Here is a 14,192-nt window from a genome sequence, read left to right as displayed (position 1 = left end):
GTGGGAGCTGGCTTGCCTGCGATGAGGCCACATCAGGCGCCGCGAGGCTTCCTCACCAACCGCAACCCCGCAATCACCACGGCAAACACCGCAAACGTGGTGTTATACAACGCCAGGGCCGGCAGCCCGAACACCATCCCCAGTACCGCCAAGGCCCACCCCGTACGCCCGGGTACAAAAAACGCCAGCGCCGAGGTGATCAACGCCGCCCAGCCCAGTACCTTAAAGTGAATCATCAACCCCAGGTTCGCCCGCACCTGGCATTCCCAGCGGCCGGCTTGCTCGGCGCAGATGCCGACCCACTGCCCATCCTCCATAAAGCCATAACGTGCGGCATAACTGGCGGCCAACCACAACGGCAGGGCAATAAGCAGCAGGATCAACGGCAAACGAGGGGACATGGAGCACTCCGATAGGCAAAAACGGCGCTCAGCTTAATCCCACTTCGGCCGTTAGCAAGGTGTTCGCGCAGATATCTGTTCAACAATGCGTGGCAAAGTGTATCGTCTGGCTACTATTACCCCGATTCCGACGTTTTTTCCGACTTTTCGTGCCGAGTGCTGGCACTTCGGTGACAAGGCGGTGGTCATAGCCTGCGAACTTCATTCAGCCCGTTCCTCTTAGGGATTAAGTCATGCTCCGTTCCTTGCGCTGTGCTGCCTTGCTGGGCAGCCTATTTTTGAGTGCGTCAGCACTGGCCGTCGATATCGACCAGGCCAGCTATGGCTACCCTTTGACCAACCCGTTCGAAGCGACCATTGCCACCACACCTCCCGATCTGCGGCCAACCCTGCCGACCGATGACGAGATCACCCAGTCCGACTACACCCTGACGATGCGCCCCGAGCGCGAGTTCAGCCTGCCGGACAATTTCTGGGCGGTGAAGAAACTCACCTACCGCATTGCCAAACAGGACCGTGCTGCGCCGTTGATCTTCCTGATCGCCGGCACCGGTGCACGCTTTGACAGCAGCATCAACGAATACCTGAAAAAGCTGTATTACCAGGCCGGCTACCATGTGGTGCAGCTGTCTTCGCCGACCAGCTTCGACTTCATCAGCGCCGCTTCGCGCTTCGCCACCCCGGGCATCACCCAGGAAGACGCCGAAGACATGTACCGCGTGATGCAAGCCGTACGCGCGCAGAACGCCTCGTTGCCCGTGACCGATTTCTACCTCACCGGCTACAGCCTGGGCGCCCTGGATGCGGCGTTTGTCAGCAAGCTGGATGAGACCCGCCGCAGCTTCAACTTCAAGAAAGTGCTGCTGCTCAACCCACCGGTCAACCTCTACACCTCGATCACCAACCTCGACAAGCTGGTACAGACCGAGGTCAAGGGCATCAACAACAGCACCACCTTCTATGAGTTGGTGCTGAGCAAACTGACGCGTTACTTCCAGCAAAAAGGCTACATCGACCTCAACGATGCCCTGCTTTATGACTTCCAGCAGTCCAAGCAGCACCTGACCAACGAACAGATGGCCATGCTGATCGGCACCTCGTTCCGCTTCTCGGCCGCCGATATTGCCTTCACTTCGGACTTGATCAACCGACGTGGCCTGATTATTCCGCCCAAGTACCCGATTACCGAAGGCACCAGCCTCACGCCGTTCCTCAAGCGTGCCCTGCAGTGTGACTTCGACTGCTACCTCACCGAACAAGTGATCCCGATGTGGCGCGCGCGTTCCGATGGCGGCAGCCTGCTGCAACTGATCGACCAGGTCAGCCTCTACGCCCTCAAGGACTACCTGCGCGACAGCCCGAAAATCGCCGTGATGCATAACGCCGACGACGTGATCCTCGGCCCTGGCGACCTGGGCTTCCTGCGTAAAACTTTCGGCGATCGCTTGACCGTCTACCCGCTGGGCGGCCACTGCGGCAACCTTAATTACCGCGTCAACGCCGACGCCATGCTGGAGTTCTTCCGTGGCTAAATATTTTCTGCTGCTCGCCGCACTGATGTGCGCAGGCGTGGCCAATGCCGACAACAGCAAGGCCCAAGAACCCGTCAAGGTCGATGCCGACGGCTTCAAGGAGCCGCTGACCAAGCTCAAGTTCAACCCAGGCTTGGACCAGCGCGAATTCGAGCGTTCCACGCTCACCGCGCTCAACGTCTACGACCCACTGGAGTCGTGGAACCGCCGCGTGTACCACTTCAACTATCGCTTCGACCAGTGGGTGTTCCTGCCGGTGGTGAACGGTTACCGCTATGTCACGCCGAGCTTTCTGCGCACCGGCGTGAGCAACTTCTTCAACAACCTGGGCGATGTGCCCAACCTGATGAACAGCTTGTTGCAGCTCAAGGGCCACCGCTCGCTGGAAACCACCGGGCGCCTGCTGGTCAACACCACCATTGGCATCGCGGGCCTGTGGGACCCGGCCACCGCCATGGGCCTGCCGCGCCAGAGCGAAGACTTCGGCCAGACCCTGGGCTTCTACGGTGTACCGGGTGGCGCCTACCTGATGCTGCCGATTTTCGGGCCGTCGAACCTGCGTGATACCGGCGGCCTGCTGGTGGACTACAGCGCCGAATCGCAGATCAACTTCCTCAACGTGTCTGAAGTCAGCTCCAACCATCCGGAAGTCTGGGCCCTGCGCGCCGTCGACAAGCGCTACCAGACCAGCTTCCGCTACGGCCAGATGAACTCGCCGTTCGAGTATGAGAAGGTGCGGTATATCTACACCGAATCGCGCAAGTTGCAGATCGCCGAGTAAACAGCAGCGATAAAAAAAGGCCATTCGATTGAATGGCCTTTTTTATGCCTGCGGTTTCACCCTCGCAGTGCTTTCCAACCTTTACCTGCCACGCTGACCACTGCCAGGACGACAGCGCCGGCAATGATCCCCGCCACCGCATTGAGCAGCGTTGGCATCAGCCACGCCAACGCGCCGGTGCTCTGGCTCACGGTTTCGATCCAGTGATGCACCACGGGCACGCCATGGGTGAGGATACCGCCACCAACCATGAACATCGCCGCCGTGCCGATCACCGACAAGCTCTTCATCATGTAGGGCGCCGCACTCAGGATGGCGCCGCCAATACTGCGTGCTATCTGACCCGGTTTCTGCGTCAGCCACAGCCCCAGGTCGTCGAGTTTGACGATACCGGCGACCAAGCCGTAAACGCCAATGGTCATGACAATGGCGATACCCGACAGCACGATCACCTGTTGAGTCAGCTGCGCATCGGCAACGATACCAAGGGTGATGGCGATGATTTCCGCTGAAAGGATGAAGTCGGTACGGATCGCGCCCTTGATCTTGTCCTTTTCAAAGGCCACCAGATCGGTTGCCGGGTCGGCCACGGCCTCCGCCAACTGCGCGTGTTGGGCCTGGTCTTCAGCCTTGCTGTGCAGGAATTTGTGGGCGAGTTTTTCGAAGCCCTCGAAACACAGGTAGGCGCCGCCGAGCATCAACAGCGGTATCACCGCCCACGGAGCGAAGGCGCTGATCAACAGGGCCGTCGGCACCAGGATCAATTTGTTGATAAACGAGCCCTTGGCCACCGCCCACACTACGGGAATTTCCCGCTCGGCACGCACGCCGGAGACCTGCTGGGCGTTCAGCGCGAGGTCATCGCCCAGCACGCCCGATGTCTTCTTGGCGGCCATTTTTGTCATCAGCGCGACGTCATCGAGTACCGCCGCGATATCGTCGATCAACACCAACAAGCTGCTTCCTGCCATGAACCGGACTTCCGTTAGAGAGAGATGACGCGAGCATAGCGCGGCGCAAAGCGTTGCGGGCAGATTGTTGAGGCCCGCGGATGGCCGGTGCTACCATGCGCAACCGCCTGTCATGGCAAGGAAACGTCTGGTTTATGAGCAGCATTCGCGAGCGCAACAAAGAAAAGATCCTGCGGGCGGCGAGCGAGGAGTTTGCCGACAAGGGCTTCGCCGCGACCAAAACCAGCGACATCGCCGCCAAGGCCGGGCTGCCCAAGCCCAACGTCTATTACTACTTCAAGTCCAAGGACAACCTTTACCGCGAGGTGCTCGAAAGCATTATCGAGCCAATCCTGGCGGCTTCCACGCCCTTCAACGCCGAGGGTGACCCCAAGGAAGTGTTGAGCAACTACATCCGCTCCAAAATCCGCATCTCCCGCGACCTGCCGTTTGCCTCCAAGGTGTTCGCCAGCGAAATCATGCACGGCGCACCGCACCTGAGCGCCGAGCAGGTTGAACAACTCAATGCTCAGGCCAAGCACAATATCGACTGCATTCAGAGCTGGGTTGACCGCGGCCTGATTGCGAAGATCGAGCCCAATCACCTGATGTTCAGTATCTGGGCGGCGACCCAGACCTATGCTGATTTCGACTGGCAGATCTCGGCGGTGACCGGCAAGGCCAAGCTGGATGAGGCCGATTATGAAGCGGCGGCGCAGACGATTATTCGGTTGGTGCTCAAGGGGTGTGAGCCGGATTGATAGACCGCGGCGAGGCTATCGCAGGCAAGCCAGCTCCCACACGGATTTGCGCCGGACACAAAATGTAAAATGGTCACAATCCCCTGTGGGAGCGGGCTTGCCCGCGATAGCGCCCATCCACACACATCCTGCTAAAAGCCCGCCGATCAGCCTTCGCCCCTCAGTCTAGCCTCTCAGAACACCATCTGAAGAGAGGCCACGGAATGCCTGATTTACCTGCTTCAAAACGCCTGCGCATCGGCCGCTATAACGAGTCCAACCGCATTTACCTGCTCACCACCAACACCCTTGAACGCGAGCCCATCTTCAGCGACTTCAGACTCGGCCGCCTGGTCGTACAACAATTCAGGATCACCCAATATAAAGGGCTCGCAACATCATTGGCCTGGGTGGTAATGCCTGATCATTTCCATTGGCTTGTTTCTCTGGAGAAAGGTTCGCTTGCCGACTTGATGCGACAAGTTAAATCCAAGAGCACCCGAGTGGTGAATGCGGTGGCTGGCCGTCAAGGTCGCCTCTGGCAACCGGGCTTTCATGACCATGCCGTGCGTCGAGAGGAAAGCCTTGAGGGGATTGCACGTTACATCGTAGCCAATCCACTCAGGGCCGGGCTGGTAAAGAAGTTTGGTGACTATCCGCTGTGGGATGCCATTTGGGTTTGACTGTAGACCGAGTCGACTGCATCGCAGGCAAGCCAGCTCCCACACTGATTGCACTCACACAGTTGAATTTGTGAACACCGCCAATGTGGGAGCTGGCTTGCCTGCGATAGCTTACTCACAGTCAGAACGATTCAAGCCGACACCCCCGCATCCGCCATCAACCCCACTCCCTCTATCGCCGTGATCGCACACTGCTCGTCAATATCGGACGTGTCCCCGCTGATCCCGATCGCGCCCAGCACCATGCCGCTCTGATCCCGAATCAACACCCCACCCGGCGCCGGCACGACGCTGCCCTGCCCCAGGCTGTTCAACGCCGCGATAAACGCCGGGCGCTGTTGGGCGTCCAGTGCCAGCAAACGTGAACCCTTGCCCAGAGCAATGGCGCCCCAGGCCTTGCCGATAGCAATTTGCGGGCGTAGCAGGCTGGCGCCGTCTTCGCGTTGCAGGGTGACCAGGTGGCCGCCGCTGTCGAGCACGGCGATGGTCAGTGGCGCAGCCGAAATGGTGCGGCCTGCGGTAAGGGCCTGGGTGGCCAGTTGGGTGGCGAGTTTCAAGGTTAAAGCGCTCATAGGTGCCGTCCTTATCTTGTTATGGGTAAAGCGGTGAGGTCTGTTTGATCAGATGCTCGATCATACAAATAGAACACAATGATATTTGTTTTTGTATACAATATTTTCTAACAAAGGCTCCGCACGTCGAAAAAAGCGCTTCCGACGAACGCAAAGGTCAGTTTACGAAAGGCATTGACCAACGCCGCTCGCCGTGAATACACTTTGTACAGACACCACTTGTATACAATTACAAAACGCAAGAGGCACCAAAACCATGAGCAAAATGAGAGCAATCGAAGCCGCCGTCCTGGTGATGCGCCGTGAAGGTGTGGATACCGCCTTCGGTATCCCGGGCGCCGCGATCAACCCGCTGTATTCGGCCTTGCAGAAGGTGGGTGGCATCGATCACGTCCTTGCTCGCCACGTTGAAGGCGCCTCGCACATGGCCGAGGGCTACACCCGTACCAAGGCCGGCAATATCGGCGTGTGCATCGGCACGTCGGGCCCGGCGGGCACCGACATGGTCACTGGTCTGTACAGCGCCTCGGCCGACTCGATTCCGATCCTGTGCATCACCGGGCAAGCGCCGCGTGCACGGATGCACAAGGAAGACTTCCAGGCCGTTGATATCACCAGCATCGTCAAGCCCGTGACCAAGTGGGCAACCACGGTCCTGGAACCCGGCCAAGTGCCGTACGCGTTCCAGAAGGCCTTCTATGAAATGCGTTCCGGTCGCCCGGGCCCGGTCCTGATCGACCTGCCGTTCGACGTACAAATGGCCGAGATCGAATTCGACATCGATGCCTACCAGCCTCTGCCGCTGGCCAAGCCCTTGGCCACCCGCATCCAGGTCGAAAAAGCCCTGGCAATGCTGGACCAGGCCGAACGCCCCTTGCTGGTGAGCGGTGGTGGCGTGATCAACGCCGATGCCAGCGAGTTGCTGGTGGAGTTCGCCGAGTTGACCGGCATTCCGGTGATTCCAACCCTGATGGGCTGGGGCACCATCCCCGACGATCACCCGCTGATGGTCGGTATGGTTGGCCTGCAGACGTCCCACCGTTATGGCAACGCGACCATGCTCAAGTCGGACGTGGTGCTGGGGATCGGCAACCGTTGGGCCAACCGCCACACCGGCTCAGTGGAGGTGTACACCGAAGGGCGTAGATTCATTCACGTCGACATTGAGCCGACGCAGATTGGCCGCGTGTTCACGCCGGACCTGGGCATCGTATCCGACGCCGGCTCCGCGCTGACAATGTTCATCGAAGTGGCCCGCGAGTGGAAAGCCGCCGGCAAGCTCAAGGACCGCAGCGCCTGGTTGCATGACTGCCAGCAACGCAAAGCCACCCTGCACCGCAAGACCCACTTCGACAACGTACCGGTCAAGCCGCAGCGCGTGTACGAAGAGATGAACCAGGTGTTCGGCAAAGACACCTGCTACGTCAGCACCATCGGCCTGTCACAGATTGCCGGCGCGCAATTTCTGCATGTGTACAAGCCACGTCACTGGATCAACTGCGGCCAGGCCGGCCCATTGGGCTGGACCATTCCCGCGGCGCTGGGCGTGGTCAAGGCCGACCCGAGCCGCAACGTGGTGGCGCTGTCAGGCGACTACGACTTCCAGTTCATGATCGAAGAACTGGCGGTGGGCGCGCAGTTCAAGCTGCCGTACATCCACGTGGTGGTGAACAACTCTTACCTGGGGCTGATCCGCCAGGCCCAGCGCGGCTTTGAAATGGACTACTGCGTGCAGCTGTCTTTCGACAACCTCAACGCCCCGGAACTCAACGGTTATGGCGTCGACCATGTGGCGGTTGCCGAGGGCTTGGGCTGCAAGGCGCTGCGTGTGTTCGAGCCGGGCCAGATCCAACCGGCCCTGCGCAAGGCTCAGGAAATGATCGAAGAATTCAAAGTGCCGGTGATCGTTGAGATTATTCTGGAGCGAGTGACCAATATTTCCATGGGCACCGAGATCAACGCCGTCAACGAATTCGAAGACCTGGCCCTGGTTGGCAACGATGCGCCGACTGCCATTTCCCTGCTCGATTAAGGAGAACCCTATGCCGCGCTTTGCCGCCAACCTGTCCATGCTGTTTACCGAACAGGACTTCCTTGCTCGCTTCAAGGCAGCGTCCGATGCCGGCTTCGAAGGTGTGGAATACCTGTTCCCGTACGAATTCAGTTCTGCCGATATCAAGGCCCAGCTCGATGCCTACGGCCTGACCCAGGTGCTGTTCAACCTGCCGGCCGGTGATTGGGCCAAGGGCGAGCGCGGCCTGGCCTGCCACCCGGACCGGGTCGAGGAATTCCGCGCCGGGGTCAAGCTGGCCATCGCCTATGCCCAGGTATTGGGCAACACCCAGGTCAACTGCCTGGCGGGTATCCGGCCACAAGGCGTCGATGACGAGACCGTGGAAAAAACCTTCGTCGCCAACCTCAAGTACGCCGCCGAGAAGCTGCAAGCGGCGGGTATCAAGCTGGTGATGGAGATGATCAACACCCGCGACATTCCGGGCTTCTACCTCAATAACACGGCGCAGGCTCTGTTGATTCGCGAGCAAGTGGGCAGCGCCAACCTGTTCCTGCAATACGACATCTATCACATGCAAATCATGGAAGGCGACCTGGCGCGGACCATGCAAACGCACCTGGGTGAGATCAACCATATCCAGCTGGCGGACAACCCGGGGCGCAACGAGCCAGGGACCGGTGAGATCAACTACCGCTTCCTGTTCGAGCATCTGGACCGCATTGGTTACACGGGTTGGGTCGGCTGTGAATACAAGCCGTTGACCACGACCGAGGCGGGTTTGGGTTGGCTCAAGACCCATAACGCCATCTGACAACTGACACAACATAAAACAATGTGGGAGCTGGCTTGCCTGCGATGCAAACACCTCGGTGTATCAGTCAGGTCCGGTTGATGCCATCGCAGGCAAGCCAGCTCCCACATTAAAAGAGGATTTTGATCATGGCTAAAATCGGATTTATCGGCACCGGCATCATGGGCCACCCCATGGCCGCCAACTTGCAGAAAGCCGGTCACCAACTGTTTCTCTCCGAGCACCACGGCAAAGCGCCCGCCGAGCTGATTGCTGCCGGCGCCATCGCCTTGGCCAACCCGCAGCAGGTCGCCCAGGAAGCCGAATTCATCATTGTCATGGTGCCCGACACCCCGCAGGTCGAAGACGTGCTGTTGCGCGCCGATGGTGTGGCCGCCGGTCTGTCGCCGAACAAAGTCGTGATCGACATGAGCTCGATCTCCCCCACCGCCACCAAGGCGTTCGCGGCGAAGATCAACGAGACCGGCGCACAGTATTTGGATGCACCGGTGTCCGGTGGTGAAGTCGGCGCCAAGGCCGGCACCTTGAGCATCATGGTTGGTGGCGAACCGCAAACGTTCGAACGCGCATTGCCGCTGTTCCAGGCCATGGGCAAGAACATCACCCTGGTGGGCGGTAACGGCGATGGCCAGACCGCCAAGGTTGCCAACCAGATCATCGTCGCGCTGAACATCCAGGCGGTGGCCGAAGCGTTGCTGTTTGCCTCGAAAAACGGCGCCGACCCGGCCAAGGTGCGTGAAGCGCTGATGGGTGGCTTTGCGTCGTCGAAGATTCTGGAAGTGCACGGCGAACGCATGATCAAGGGCACCTTCGATCCGGGTTTCCGCATCAACCTGCACCAGAAAGACCTGAACCTGGCATTGGCTGGCGCCAAGGAACTGGGGATCAACCTGCCGAACACCGCAGGCACCCAGCAAGTGTTCAGTACCTGCACGGCGATTGGCGGCGGTAACTGGGATCACTCGGCGCTGATCAAGGGCCTGGAGCATATGGCCAATTTCTCGATTCGCGATAAATAACCCAGCTTGAATGCAATCCAGTGTGGGAGCAGGCAAGCCAGCTCCCACCTGTGAATGTGCTGCACCTCTAATAACAAGAATCCCCCGGGAGCCCGCTTATGTCGGTCGATCCGCAACACCTGCTTCGTGAGCTGTTTGCCGCAGCCATCGACGCCGCCCACCCCCGGCAAGTCCTTGAACCCTATCTGCCTGCCGACCGCAGTGGTCGAGTGATCGTGATCGGCGCCGGCAAGGCCGCGGCCGCCATGGCGCTGGTCGTCGAAGACTGCTGGCAGGGCGACGTCTCGGGCCTGGTGGTCACCCGCTACGGCCATGGCGCGCCCTGCAAAAAAATCGAAGTGGTCGAAGCAGCCCATCCGGTACCGGATGCTGCCGGCCTGGCCGTGGCTCAACGCGTACTGGCGCTGATCAGCAACCTGGGCGAAGACGACCGCGTGATCTTCCTGCTGTCAGGCGGCGGTTCCGCACTGCTGGCCCTGCCCGCCGAAGGCATCAGCCTGGCCGACAAGCAAAGCATCAATAAAGCCCTGCTCAAATCCGGCGCCACCATTGGCGAGATGAATTGCGTGCGCAAGCACCTTTCGGCGATCAAGGGCGGGCGACTGGCCAAGGCCGCGTGGCCGGCCACCGTGTACACCTACGCGATTTCCGATGTGCCGGGTGACCAGGCCACGGTGATCGCCTCGGGCCCAACCGTCGGTGACCCGAGCACCTCGCAACAGGCCTTGGCAATCCTCAAGCGCTATGGCATCGACGCGCCCGCCTCGGTGCGCAATTGGTTGCAAAACCCCGCCTCGGAAACCGTCAAGCCTGGCGACCCGATACTTGCCCGCAGCCACTTCCAATTGATCGCCCGCCCTCAGCAATCCCTGGAAGCCGTGGCCGTGAAGGTCCGCCGAGCAGGGTTCAGCCCGCTGATCCTCGGTGACCTGGAAGGTGAGGCGCGGGAGGTGGCCAAGGTACATGCTGGCATCGCCCGGCAGATTGTGCAGCATGGCCAGCCATTGGCAGCGCCGTGCGTGATCCTCTCCGGCGGCGAAACCACCGTCACCGTGCGCGGCAATGGCCGTGGCGGGCGCAATGCCGAATTCCTGCTCAGCCTCACCGACAGCCTCAAGGGCCTGCCCGGCGTGTACGCCCTGGCCGGCGACACCGACGGCATCGACGGCTCGGAAGACAATGCCGGCGCGATCATGACCCCGTGCAGCTACCGCCGTGCCGAAGCCCTCGGCCTGAGCGCCAGCGACGAGTTGGATAACAACAACGGTTACGGCTATTTCGCCGCCCTGGGCGACTTGATCGTCACCGAGCCGACCCGCACCAACGTCAACGACTTCCGCGCCATCCTGATCCTTGAGACTGCCAACCATGACGCCTGACAAGAAGGTCAAAATCCTCGCCACCCTCGGCCCGGCCACCGACGGTATCGATGACATCCGCGAGCTGGTGCAGGCCGGGGTTAATATCTTCCGCCTCAACTTCAGCCACGGCGACCACGCCGACCATGCCCAGCGCTACCAGTGGATTCGCCAGGTCGAGCGCCAGCTCAACTACCCGCTCGGTATCCTCATGGACCTGCAAGGGCCGAAGCTGCGGGTCGGTCGTTTCGCCGAGGGCAAGGTGCAACTGGTGCGTGGCCAGGCGCTGCGCCTGGATCTGGATGACACGCCAGGCGATCAACGCCGGGTCAACCTGCCCCACCCGGAAATCATCGCGGCCCTGGAGCCGGGCATGGACCTGCTGCTGGACGACGGCAAGCTGCGCCTGCGGGTAATCACCAAACACGCCGACGCCATCGACACCACCGTGCTCAATGGCGGCGAACTGTCTGACCGTAAAGGTGTGAACGTCCCACAAGCGCTGTTGGAACTGAGCCCACTCACCGCCAAGGACCGCCGCGACCTGAGCTTCGGCCTGGAGCTGGGTGTGGACTGGGTGGCGCTGTCGTTTGTGCAGCGCCCGGAAGACATCCGCGAAGCCCGCGAGCTGATCGGCGATAAAGCGTTTTTGATGGCCAAGATCGAAAAGCCTTCGGCGGTGCAACGGTTGCGTGAAATCGCCGAACTGAGTGACGCGATCATGGTGGCCCGGGGTGATTTGGGCGTGGAAGTGCCGGCCGAGAGCGTGCCGCAGATCCAGAAAGACATCATCAGCACCTGCCGCCAACTGGGCAAGCCGGTGGTGGTGGCCACGCAGATGCTCGAATCCATGCGTTTCTCTCCGGCACCCACCCGCGCCGAAGTCACCGATGTCGCCAACGCGGTGGCTGAAGGTGCCGACGCTGTGATGCTGTCGGCGGAAACCGCGTCGGGCGAGTACCCGCTGGAAGCCGTGCAGATGATGAGCAAGATCATCCGCCAGGTGGAAAACGGCCCGGATTACCAGACGCAACTGGACGTCAGCCGACCCTGGGCGGATGCCACGGTGTCGGACGCCATCAGCTGCGCGATCCGCCGCATCAGCAGCATCCTGCCGGTGGCGGTGCTGGTGAACTACAGCGAGTCAGGCAGTTCCAGCTTGCGCGCGGCACGGGAACGCCCGGTGGCGCCGATCCTCAACCTCACCCCGAACCTGTCCACAGCGCGACGCTTGAGCGTGGCGTGGGGCGTGCATTCGGTGGTCAATGATCGGCTGCGCCAGGTGGATGAGGTGTGTTCCACCGCGCTGGAAATTGCCCAGGCCCAGGGCATGGCGCAGCGTGGCGATACCCTGGTGATAACCGCAGGGGTGCCGTTCGGGCAGCCGGGGTCCACCAATTCGCTGCGTATAGAGACGCTGATTTAGCGCCTGTCAGGGCCTCATCGCGGGCAAGCCCGGCTCCCACATTTGATCGAGTTTGCATGTCGAACATCAATCAAATGTGGGAGCTGGCTTGCCTGCGATGAGGGCAACTCGGTCTTATTGACTCAACCCAAATGCACAACCCAACCTGCCCCGACTGGGCCGAAGCCCTGCTCAACGGCTTCAGCCAGATCTTCCTGCAGCGCCACCCGCTGTGCGGCCTGCTGTGCCTGCTGGCGATCCTGATCGGCGCCCCGGCCTTGCTGGGCGGCGCTTTGCTGGGCGGTGTCGCCGGTTTGCTCACCGCCCAGCGCCGGGGGTATCCCAAGGCTGAGCGTCAGGCCGGGCTGTACAGCTACAACGGCGTACTGCTGGGCTTGTTGATCAGCCAACAATTTGCCTGGTCGGCGCTGGTGCCGCCGTTGATCCTGGCGGGCGGCGGCTTGAGCGCGATCCTCACCCGCCAATGGTTGAAACACGCGAGCCACCCCCACGACTTGCCTGCCTATACCGCGCCCTTTGTTGGCCTCGGCTGGCTGCTGCTCGGCCATGCCCCCCAAAGTACGCTTGCGCCGATCCAGGCCGACATGTTCGCTCTACTCGCAGCACCTTTTACCGGCCTTGGGCAGATCATGCTGATGGAGCAGCCCCTGGCAGGCCTTTTAATCGCCCTGGGCTTGCTGTTGGCTGACCGCCGTGCGGCCGCATGGGCTTTGTGCGGCGCCAGTCTCGGCGTACTGGCCGCTCTTGGGTTAAACGAAACTTGCGGCGCCCTGCTCGGCCTGCACAGCTATAACCCGGCATTGGCGGCTCTGGCCCTGAGCCCGTTACGGCGCCAGCCGTGGATGCCGCTGCTGGGCATCGGCCTGGCCATCCTGCTTACGCCAGGCTTCGCCGCCCTGCACCTGCCCGCGCTGACTGCACCGTTTATCCTCGCCTGCTGGCTGGTGCGCGCCGGCCACCGGTTGTTGCACAAACCCCGCATGGACAGCCCGTTCGAATCCCCCTAGGCTTGCTCGATATTCGCTTCAGGCAGGACTTATGGACAGCAACAACGACTGGCGCCAGCGGCTCTACATCATGGTATTTCAAAGCGATACCGTCGCCGGGCGGCGCTTTGACGGCATCCTTCTGTTGATCATCCTGGCAAGCCTGGTGATCGTGATGCTCGACAGCATCGACCAGATCCACCAGAACTACGCGGATGTGCTGGCCTATATCGAGTGGGGCTTCACGCTGATCTTCGCCATCGAGTACGGCCTGCGCCTGTATTGCTCACCCAAGCCGTTGCGCTATGCCTTCAGCTTTTATGGCCTGGTGGACTTGCTGGCCATCGTCCCCGGCATCCTTGCCCTGTACTACAGCGATGCGCAGTACCTGCTGATCATCCGTATTATCCGGATGCTGCGGATCTTCCGCGTGCTCAAGCTCAGCCCGTACCTCAAGCAAGCCAATTATTTGATGGCGGCGCTGCGCGGCAGCAAGCAGAAGATCGTGGTGTTTCTGGTCAGTGTGTGCACGCTGGTGACGGTGTTCGGTACCTTGATGTACGTGATCGAAGGCCCGGAACATGGCTTCACCAGCATTCCCAAGGGCATCTATTGGGCCATCGTGACCCTGACTACCGTGGGCTTCGGCGATATCGTGCCCAAGACGCCCCTGGGCCAGGTGATTTCGTCGCTGGTGATGATCACCGGTTACTCGATCATCGCCGTGCCGACGGGTATTTTTACCGCCGAACTGGCCAGTGCCATGCGCGGTGAGCAGCTGCATACCGATTGCCCGGCGTGCAAGAAAGACAGCCACGAACCCAACGCCGCGTTTTGCTCACGCTGTGGCAGCAATCTTTTCCATAAACTGGAATAAGCAAAGTTCTTTTTAATCTTTAAAGCTCTATGCAGGCCCGGC

The 14,192-nt window shown here is 60.7% G+C and carries 14 protein-coding genes; 11 read left to right on the top strand and 3 right to left on the bottom strand.

Annotated features, from left to right (window positions below):
- Window positions 1-32: 32 nt before the first annotated feature.
- Window positions 33-401, bottom strand: coding sequence for a hypothetical protein (locus tag JFT63_RS20885; RefSeq protein ID WP_198706393.1), 369 nt, complete (start codon window positions 399-401; stop codon window positions 33-35).
- Between the two features lie 233 nt (window positions 402-634).
- Between JFT63_RS20885 and JFT63_RS20880 the strand changes: the two genes are divergently transcribed.
- Together JFT63_RS20880 and JFT63_RS20875 are read left to right on the top strand one after the other, a co-directional pair.
- Window positions 635-1,933: a serine/threonine protein kinase gene (locus JFT63_RS20880; protein ID WP_032892643.1), complete on the top strand. Its 1,299-nt coding sequence runs from the start codon at window positions 635-637 to the stop codon at window positions 1,931-1,933.
- Window positions 1,926-2,714, top strand: coding sequence for an MlaA family lipoprotein (locus JFT63_RS20875; protein ID WP_198844651.1), 789 nt, complete (start codon window positions 1,926-1,928; stop codon window positions 2,712-2,714). The genes JFT63_RS20880 and JFT63_RS20875 overlap by 8 nt, the downstream gene beginning before the upstream one ends.
- 56 nt (window positions 2,715-2,770) lie before the next feature.
- Here JFT63_RS20875 and JFT63_RS20870 read toward each other — a convergent pair whose 3' ends face one another.
- Window positions 2,771-3,685, bottom strand: coding sequence for a DUF808 domain-containing protein (locus JFT63_RS20870; RefSeq protein ID WP_198844650.1), 915 nt, complete (start codon window positions 3,683-3,685; stop codon window positions 2,771-2,773).
- Window positions 3,686-3,819: 134 nt separating this feature from the next.
- Here JFT63_RS20870 and JFT63_RS20865 point away from each other — a divergent pair, with 134 nt between their 5' ends.
- A complete protein-coding gene (locus JFT63_RS20865; protein ID WP_054920114.1) occupies window positions 3,820-4,425 on the top strand; it encodes a TetR/AcrR family transcriptional regulator in 606 nt (201 codons plus the stop codon).
- A 203-nt stretch (window positions 4,426-4,628) separates the two neighbouring features.
- On the top strand, window positions 4,629-5,087 hold the full coding sequence (locus JFT63_RS20860) for an REP-associated tyrosine transposase (protein ID WP_186562685.1): 459 nt from the start codon (window positions 4,629-4,631) through the stop codon (window positions 5,085-5,087).
- Window positions 5,088-5,218: 131 nt separating this feature from the next.
- Here JFT63_RS20860 and JFT63_RS20855 read toward each other — a convergent pair whose 3' ends face one another.
- Window positions 5,219-5,659: a GlcG/HbpS family heme-binding protein gene (locus JFT63_RS20855; RefSeq protein ID WP_020302584.1), complete on the bottom strand. Its 441-nt coding sequence runs from the start codon at window positions 5,657-5,659 to the stop codon at window positions 5,219-5,221.
- Between the two features lie 256 nt (window positions 5,660-5,915).
- On the opposite strand from JFT63_RS20855, the gene gcl reads away from it, so the two are divergent.
- From gcl to JFT63_RS20820, 7 genes are all read left to right on the top strand, one after another.
- Complete coding sequence (gene gcl, locus JFT63_RS20850; RefSeq protein WP_198844649.1) at window positions 5,916-7,691, top strand: glyoxylate carboligase; 1,776 nt, start codon at window positions 5,916-5,918, stop codon at window positions 7,689-7,691.
- Between the two features lie 10 nt (window positions 7,692-7,701).
- Complete coding sequence (gene hyi, locus JFT63_RS20845) at window positions 7,702-8,484, top strand: hydroxypyruvate isomerase (protein WP_198844648.1); 783 nt, start codon at window positions 7,702-7,704, stop codon at window positions 8,482-8,484.
- Between the two features lie 128 nt (window positions 8,485-8,612).
- Entirely contained in the window at window positions 8,613-9,503 is an 891-nt protein-coding gene (locus JFT63_RS20840) for a 2-hydroxy-3-oxopropionate reductase (RefSeq protein WP_057703726.1), read from the top strand.
- Between the two features lie 98 nt (window positions 9,504-9,601).
- Window positions 9,602-10,882, top strand: coding sequence for a glycerate kinase type-2 family protein (locus JFT63_RS20835; protein ID WP_057703727.1), 1,281 nt, complete (start codon window positions 9,602-9,604; stop codon window positions 10,880-10,882).
- On the top strand, window positions 10,872-12,287 hold the full coding sequence (gene pyk / locus JFT63_RS20830) for a pyruvate kinase (RefSeq protein ID WP_198844647.1): 1,416 nt from the start codon (window positions 10,872-10,874) through the stop codon (window positions 12,285-12,287). Before JFT63_RS20835 ends, pyk begins: the two co-directional genes overlap by 11 nt.
- 131 nt (window positions 12,288-12,418) lie before the next feature.
- Window positions 12,419-13,294 (top strand): urea transporter, encoded by an 876-nt coding sequence (locus JFT63_RS20825; protein WP_057703729.1) that lies wholly within the window; start codon window positions 12,419-12,421, stop codon window positions 13,292-13,294.
- Between the two features lie 31 nt (window positions 13,295-13,325).
- Window positions 13,326-14,150, top strand: coding sequence for an ion transporter (locus JFT63_RS20820; protein WP_186562697.1), 825 nt, complete (start codon window positions 13,326-13,328; stop codon window positions 14,148-14,150).
- Window positions 14,151-14,192: the final 42 nt, after the last annotated feature.

Origin of the sequence: Pseudomonas sp. MF7453, assembly GCF_016405455.1 — a bacterium.
In the GTDB taxonomy this organism is placed as follows: domain Bacteria; phylum Pseudomonadota; class Gammaproteobacteria; order Pseudomonadales; family Pseudomonadaceae; genus Aquipseudomonas; species Aquipseudomonas paralactis.
This window is presented reverse-complemented; position numbering and strand designations above follow the sequence as displayed.

What these genes read in the sequence shown, in the direction of transcription:
- hyi (WP_198844648.1), top strand. Translation starts at nt 7,702, where the DNA reads ATGCCGCGCTTTGCCGCCAACCTGTCCATGCTGTTTACCGAACAGGAC.
- JFT63_RS20820 (WP_186562697.1), top strand. Translation starts at nt 13,326, where the DNA reads ATGGACAGCAACAACGACTGGCGCCAGCGGCTCTACATCATGGTATTT.
- gcl (WP_198844649.1), top strand. Translation starts at nt 5,916, where the DNA reads ATGAGCAAAATGAGAGCAATCGAAGCCGCCGTCCTGGTGATGCGCCGT.
- JFT63_RS20880 (WP_032892643.1), top strand. Translation starts at nt 635, where the DNA reads ATGCTCCGTTCCTTGCGCTGTGCTGCCTTGCTGGGCAGCCTATTTTTG.
- JFT63_RS20855 (WP_020302584.1), bottom strand. Translation starts at nt 5,659, where the DNA reads ATGAGCGCTTTAACCTTGAAACTCGCCACCCAACTGGCCACCCAGGCC.
- JFT63_RS20860 (WP_186562685.1), top strand. Translation starts at nt 4,629, where the DNA reads ATGCCTGATTTACCTGCTTCAAAACGCCTGCGCATCGGCCGCTATAAC.
- JFT63_RS20825 (WP_057703729.1), top strand. Translation starts at nt 12,419, where the DNA reads ATGCACAACCCAACCTGCCCCGACTGGGCCGAAGCCCTGCTCAACGGC.
- pyk (WP_198844647.1), top strand. Translation starts at nt 10,872, where the DNA reads ATGACGCCTGACAAGAAGGTCAAAATCCTCGCCACCCTCGGCCCGGCC.
- JFT63_RS20870 (WP_198844650.1), bottom strand. Translation starts at nt 3,685, where the DNA reads ATGGCAGGAAGCAGCTTGTTGGTGTTGATCGACGATATCGCGGCGGTA.
- JFT63_RS20835 (WP_057703727.1), top strand. Translation starts at nt 9,602, where the DNA reads ATGTCGGTCGATCCGCAACACCTGCTTCGTGAGCTGTTTGCCGCAGCC.
- JFT63_RS20840 (WP_057703726.1), top strand. Translation starts at nt 8,613, where the DNA reads ATGGCTAAAATCGGATTTATCGGCACCGGCATCATGGGCCACCCCATG.
- JFT63_RS20885 (WP_198706393.1), bottom strand. Translation starts at nt 401, where the DNA reads ATGTCCCCTCGTTTGCCGTTGATCCTGCTGCTTATTGCCCTGCCGTTG.
- JFT63_RS20865 (WP_054920114.1), top strand. Translation starts at nt 3,820, where the DNA reads ATGAGCAGCATTCGCGAGCGCAACAAAGAAAAGATCCTGCGGGCGGCG.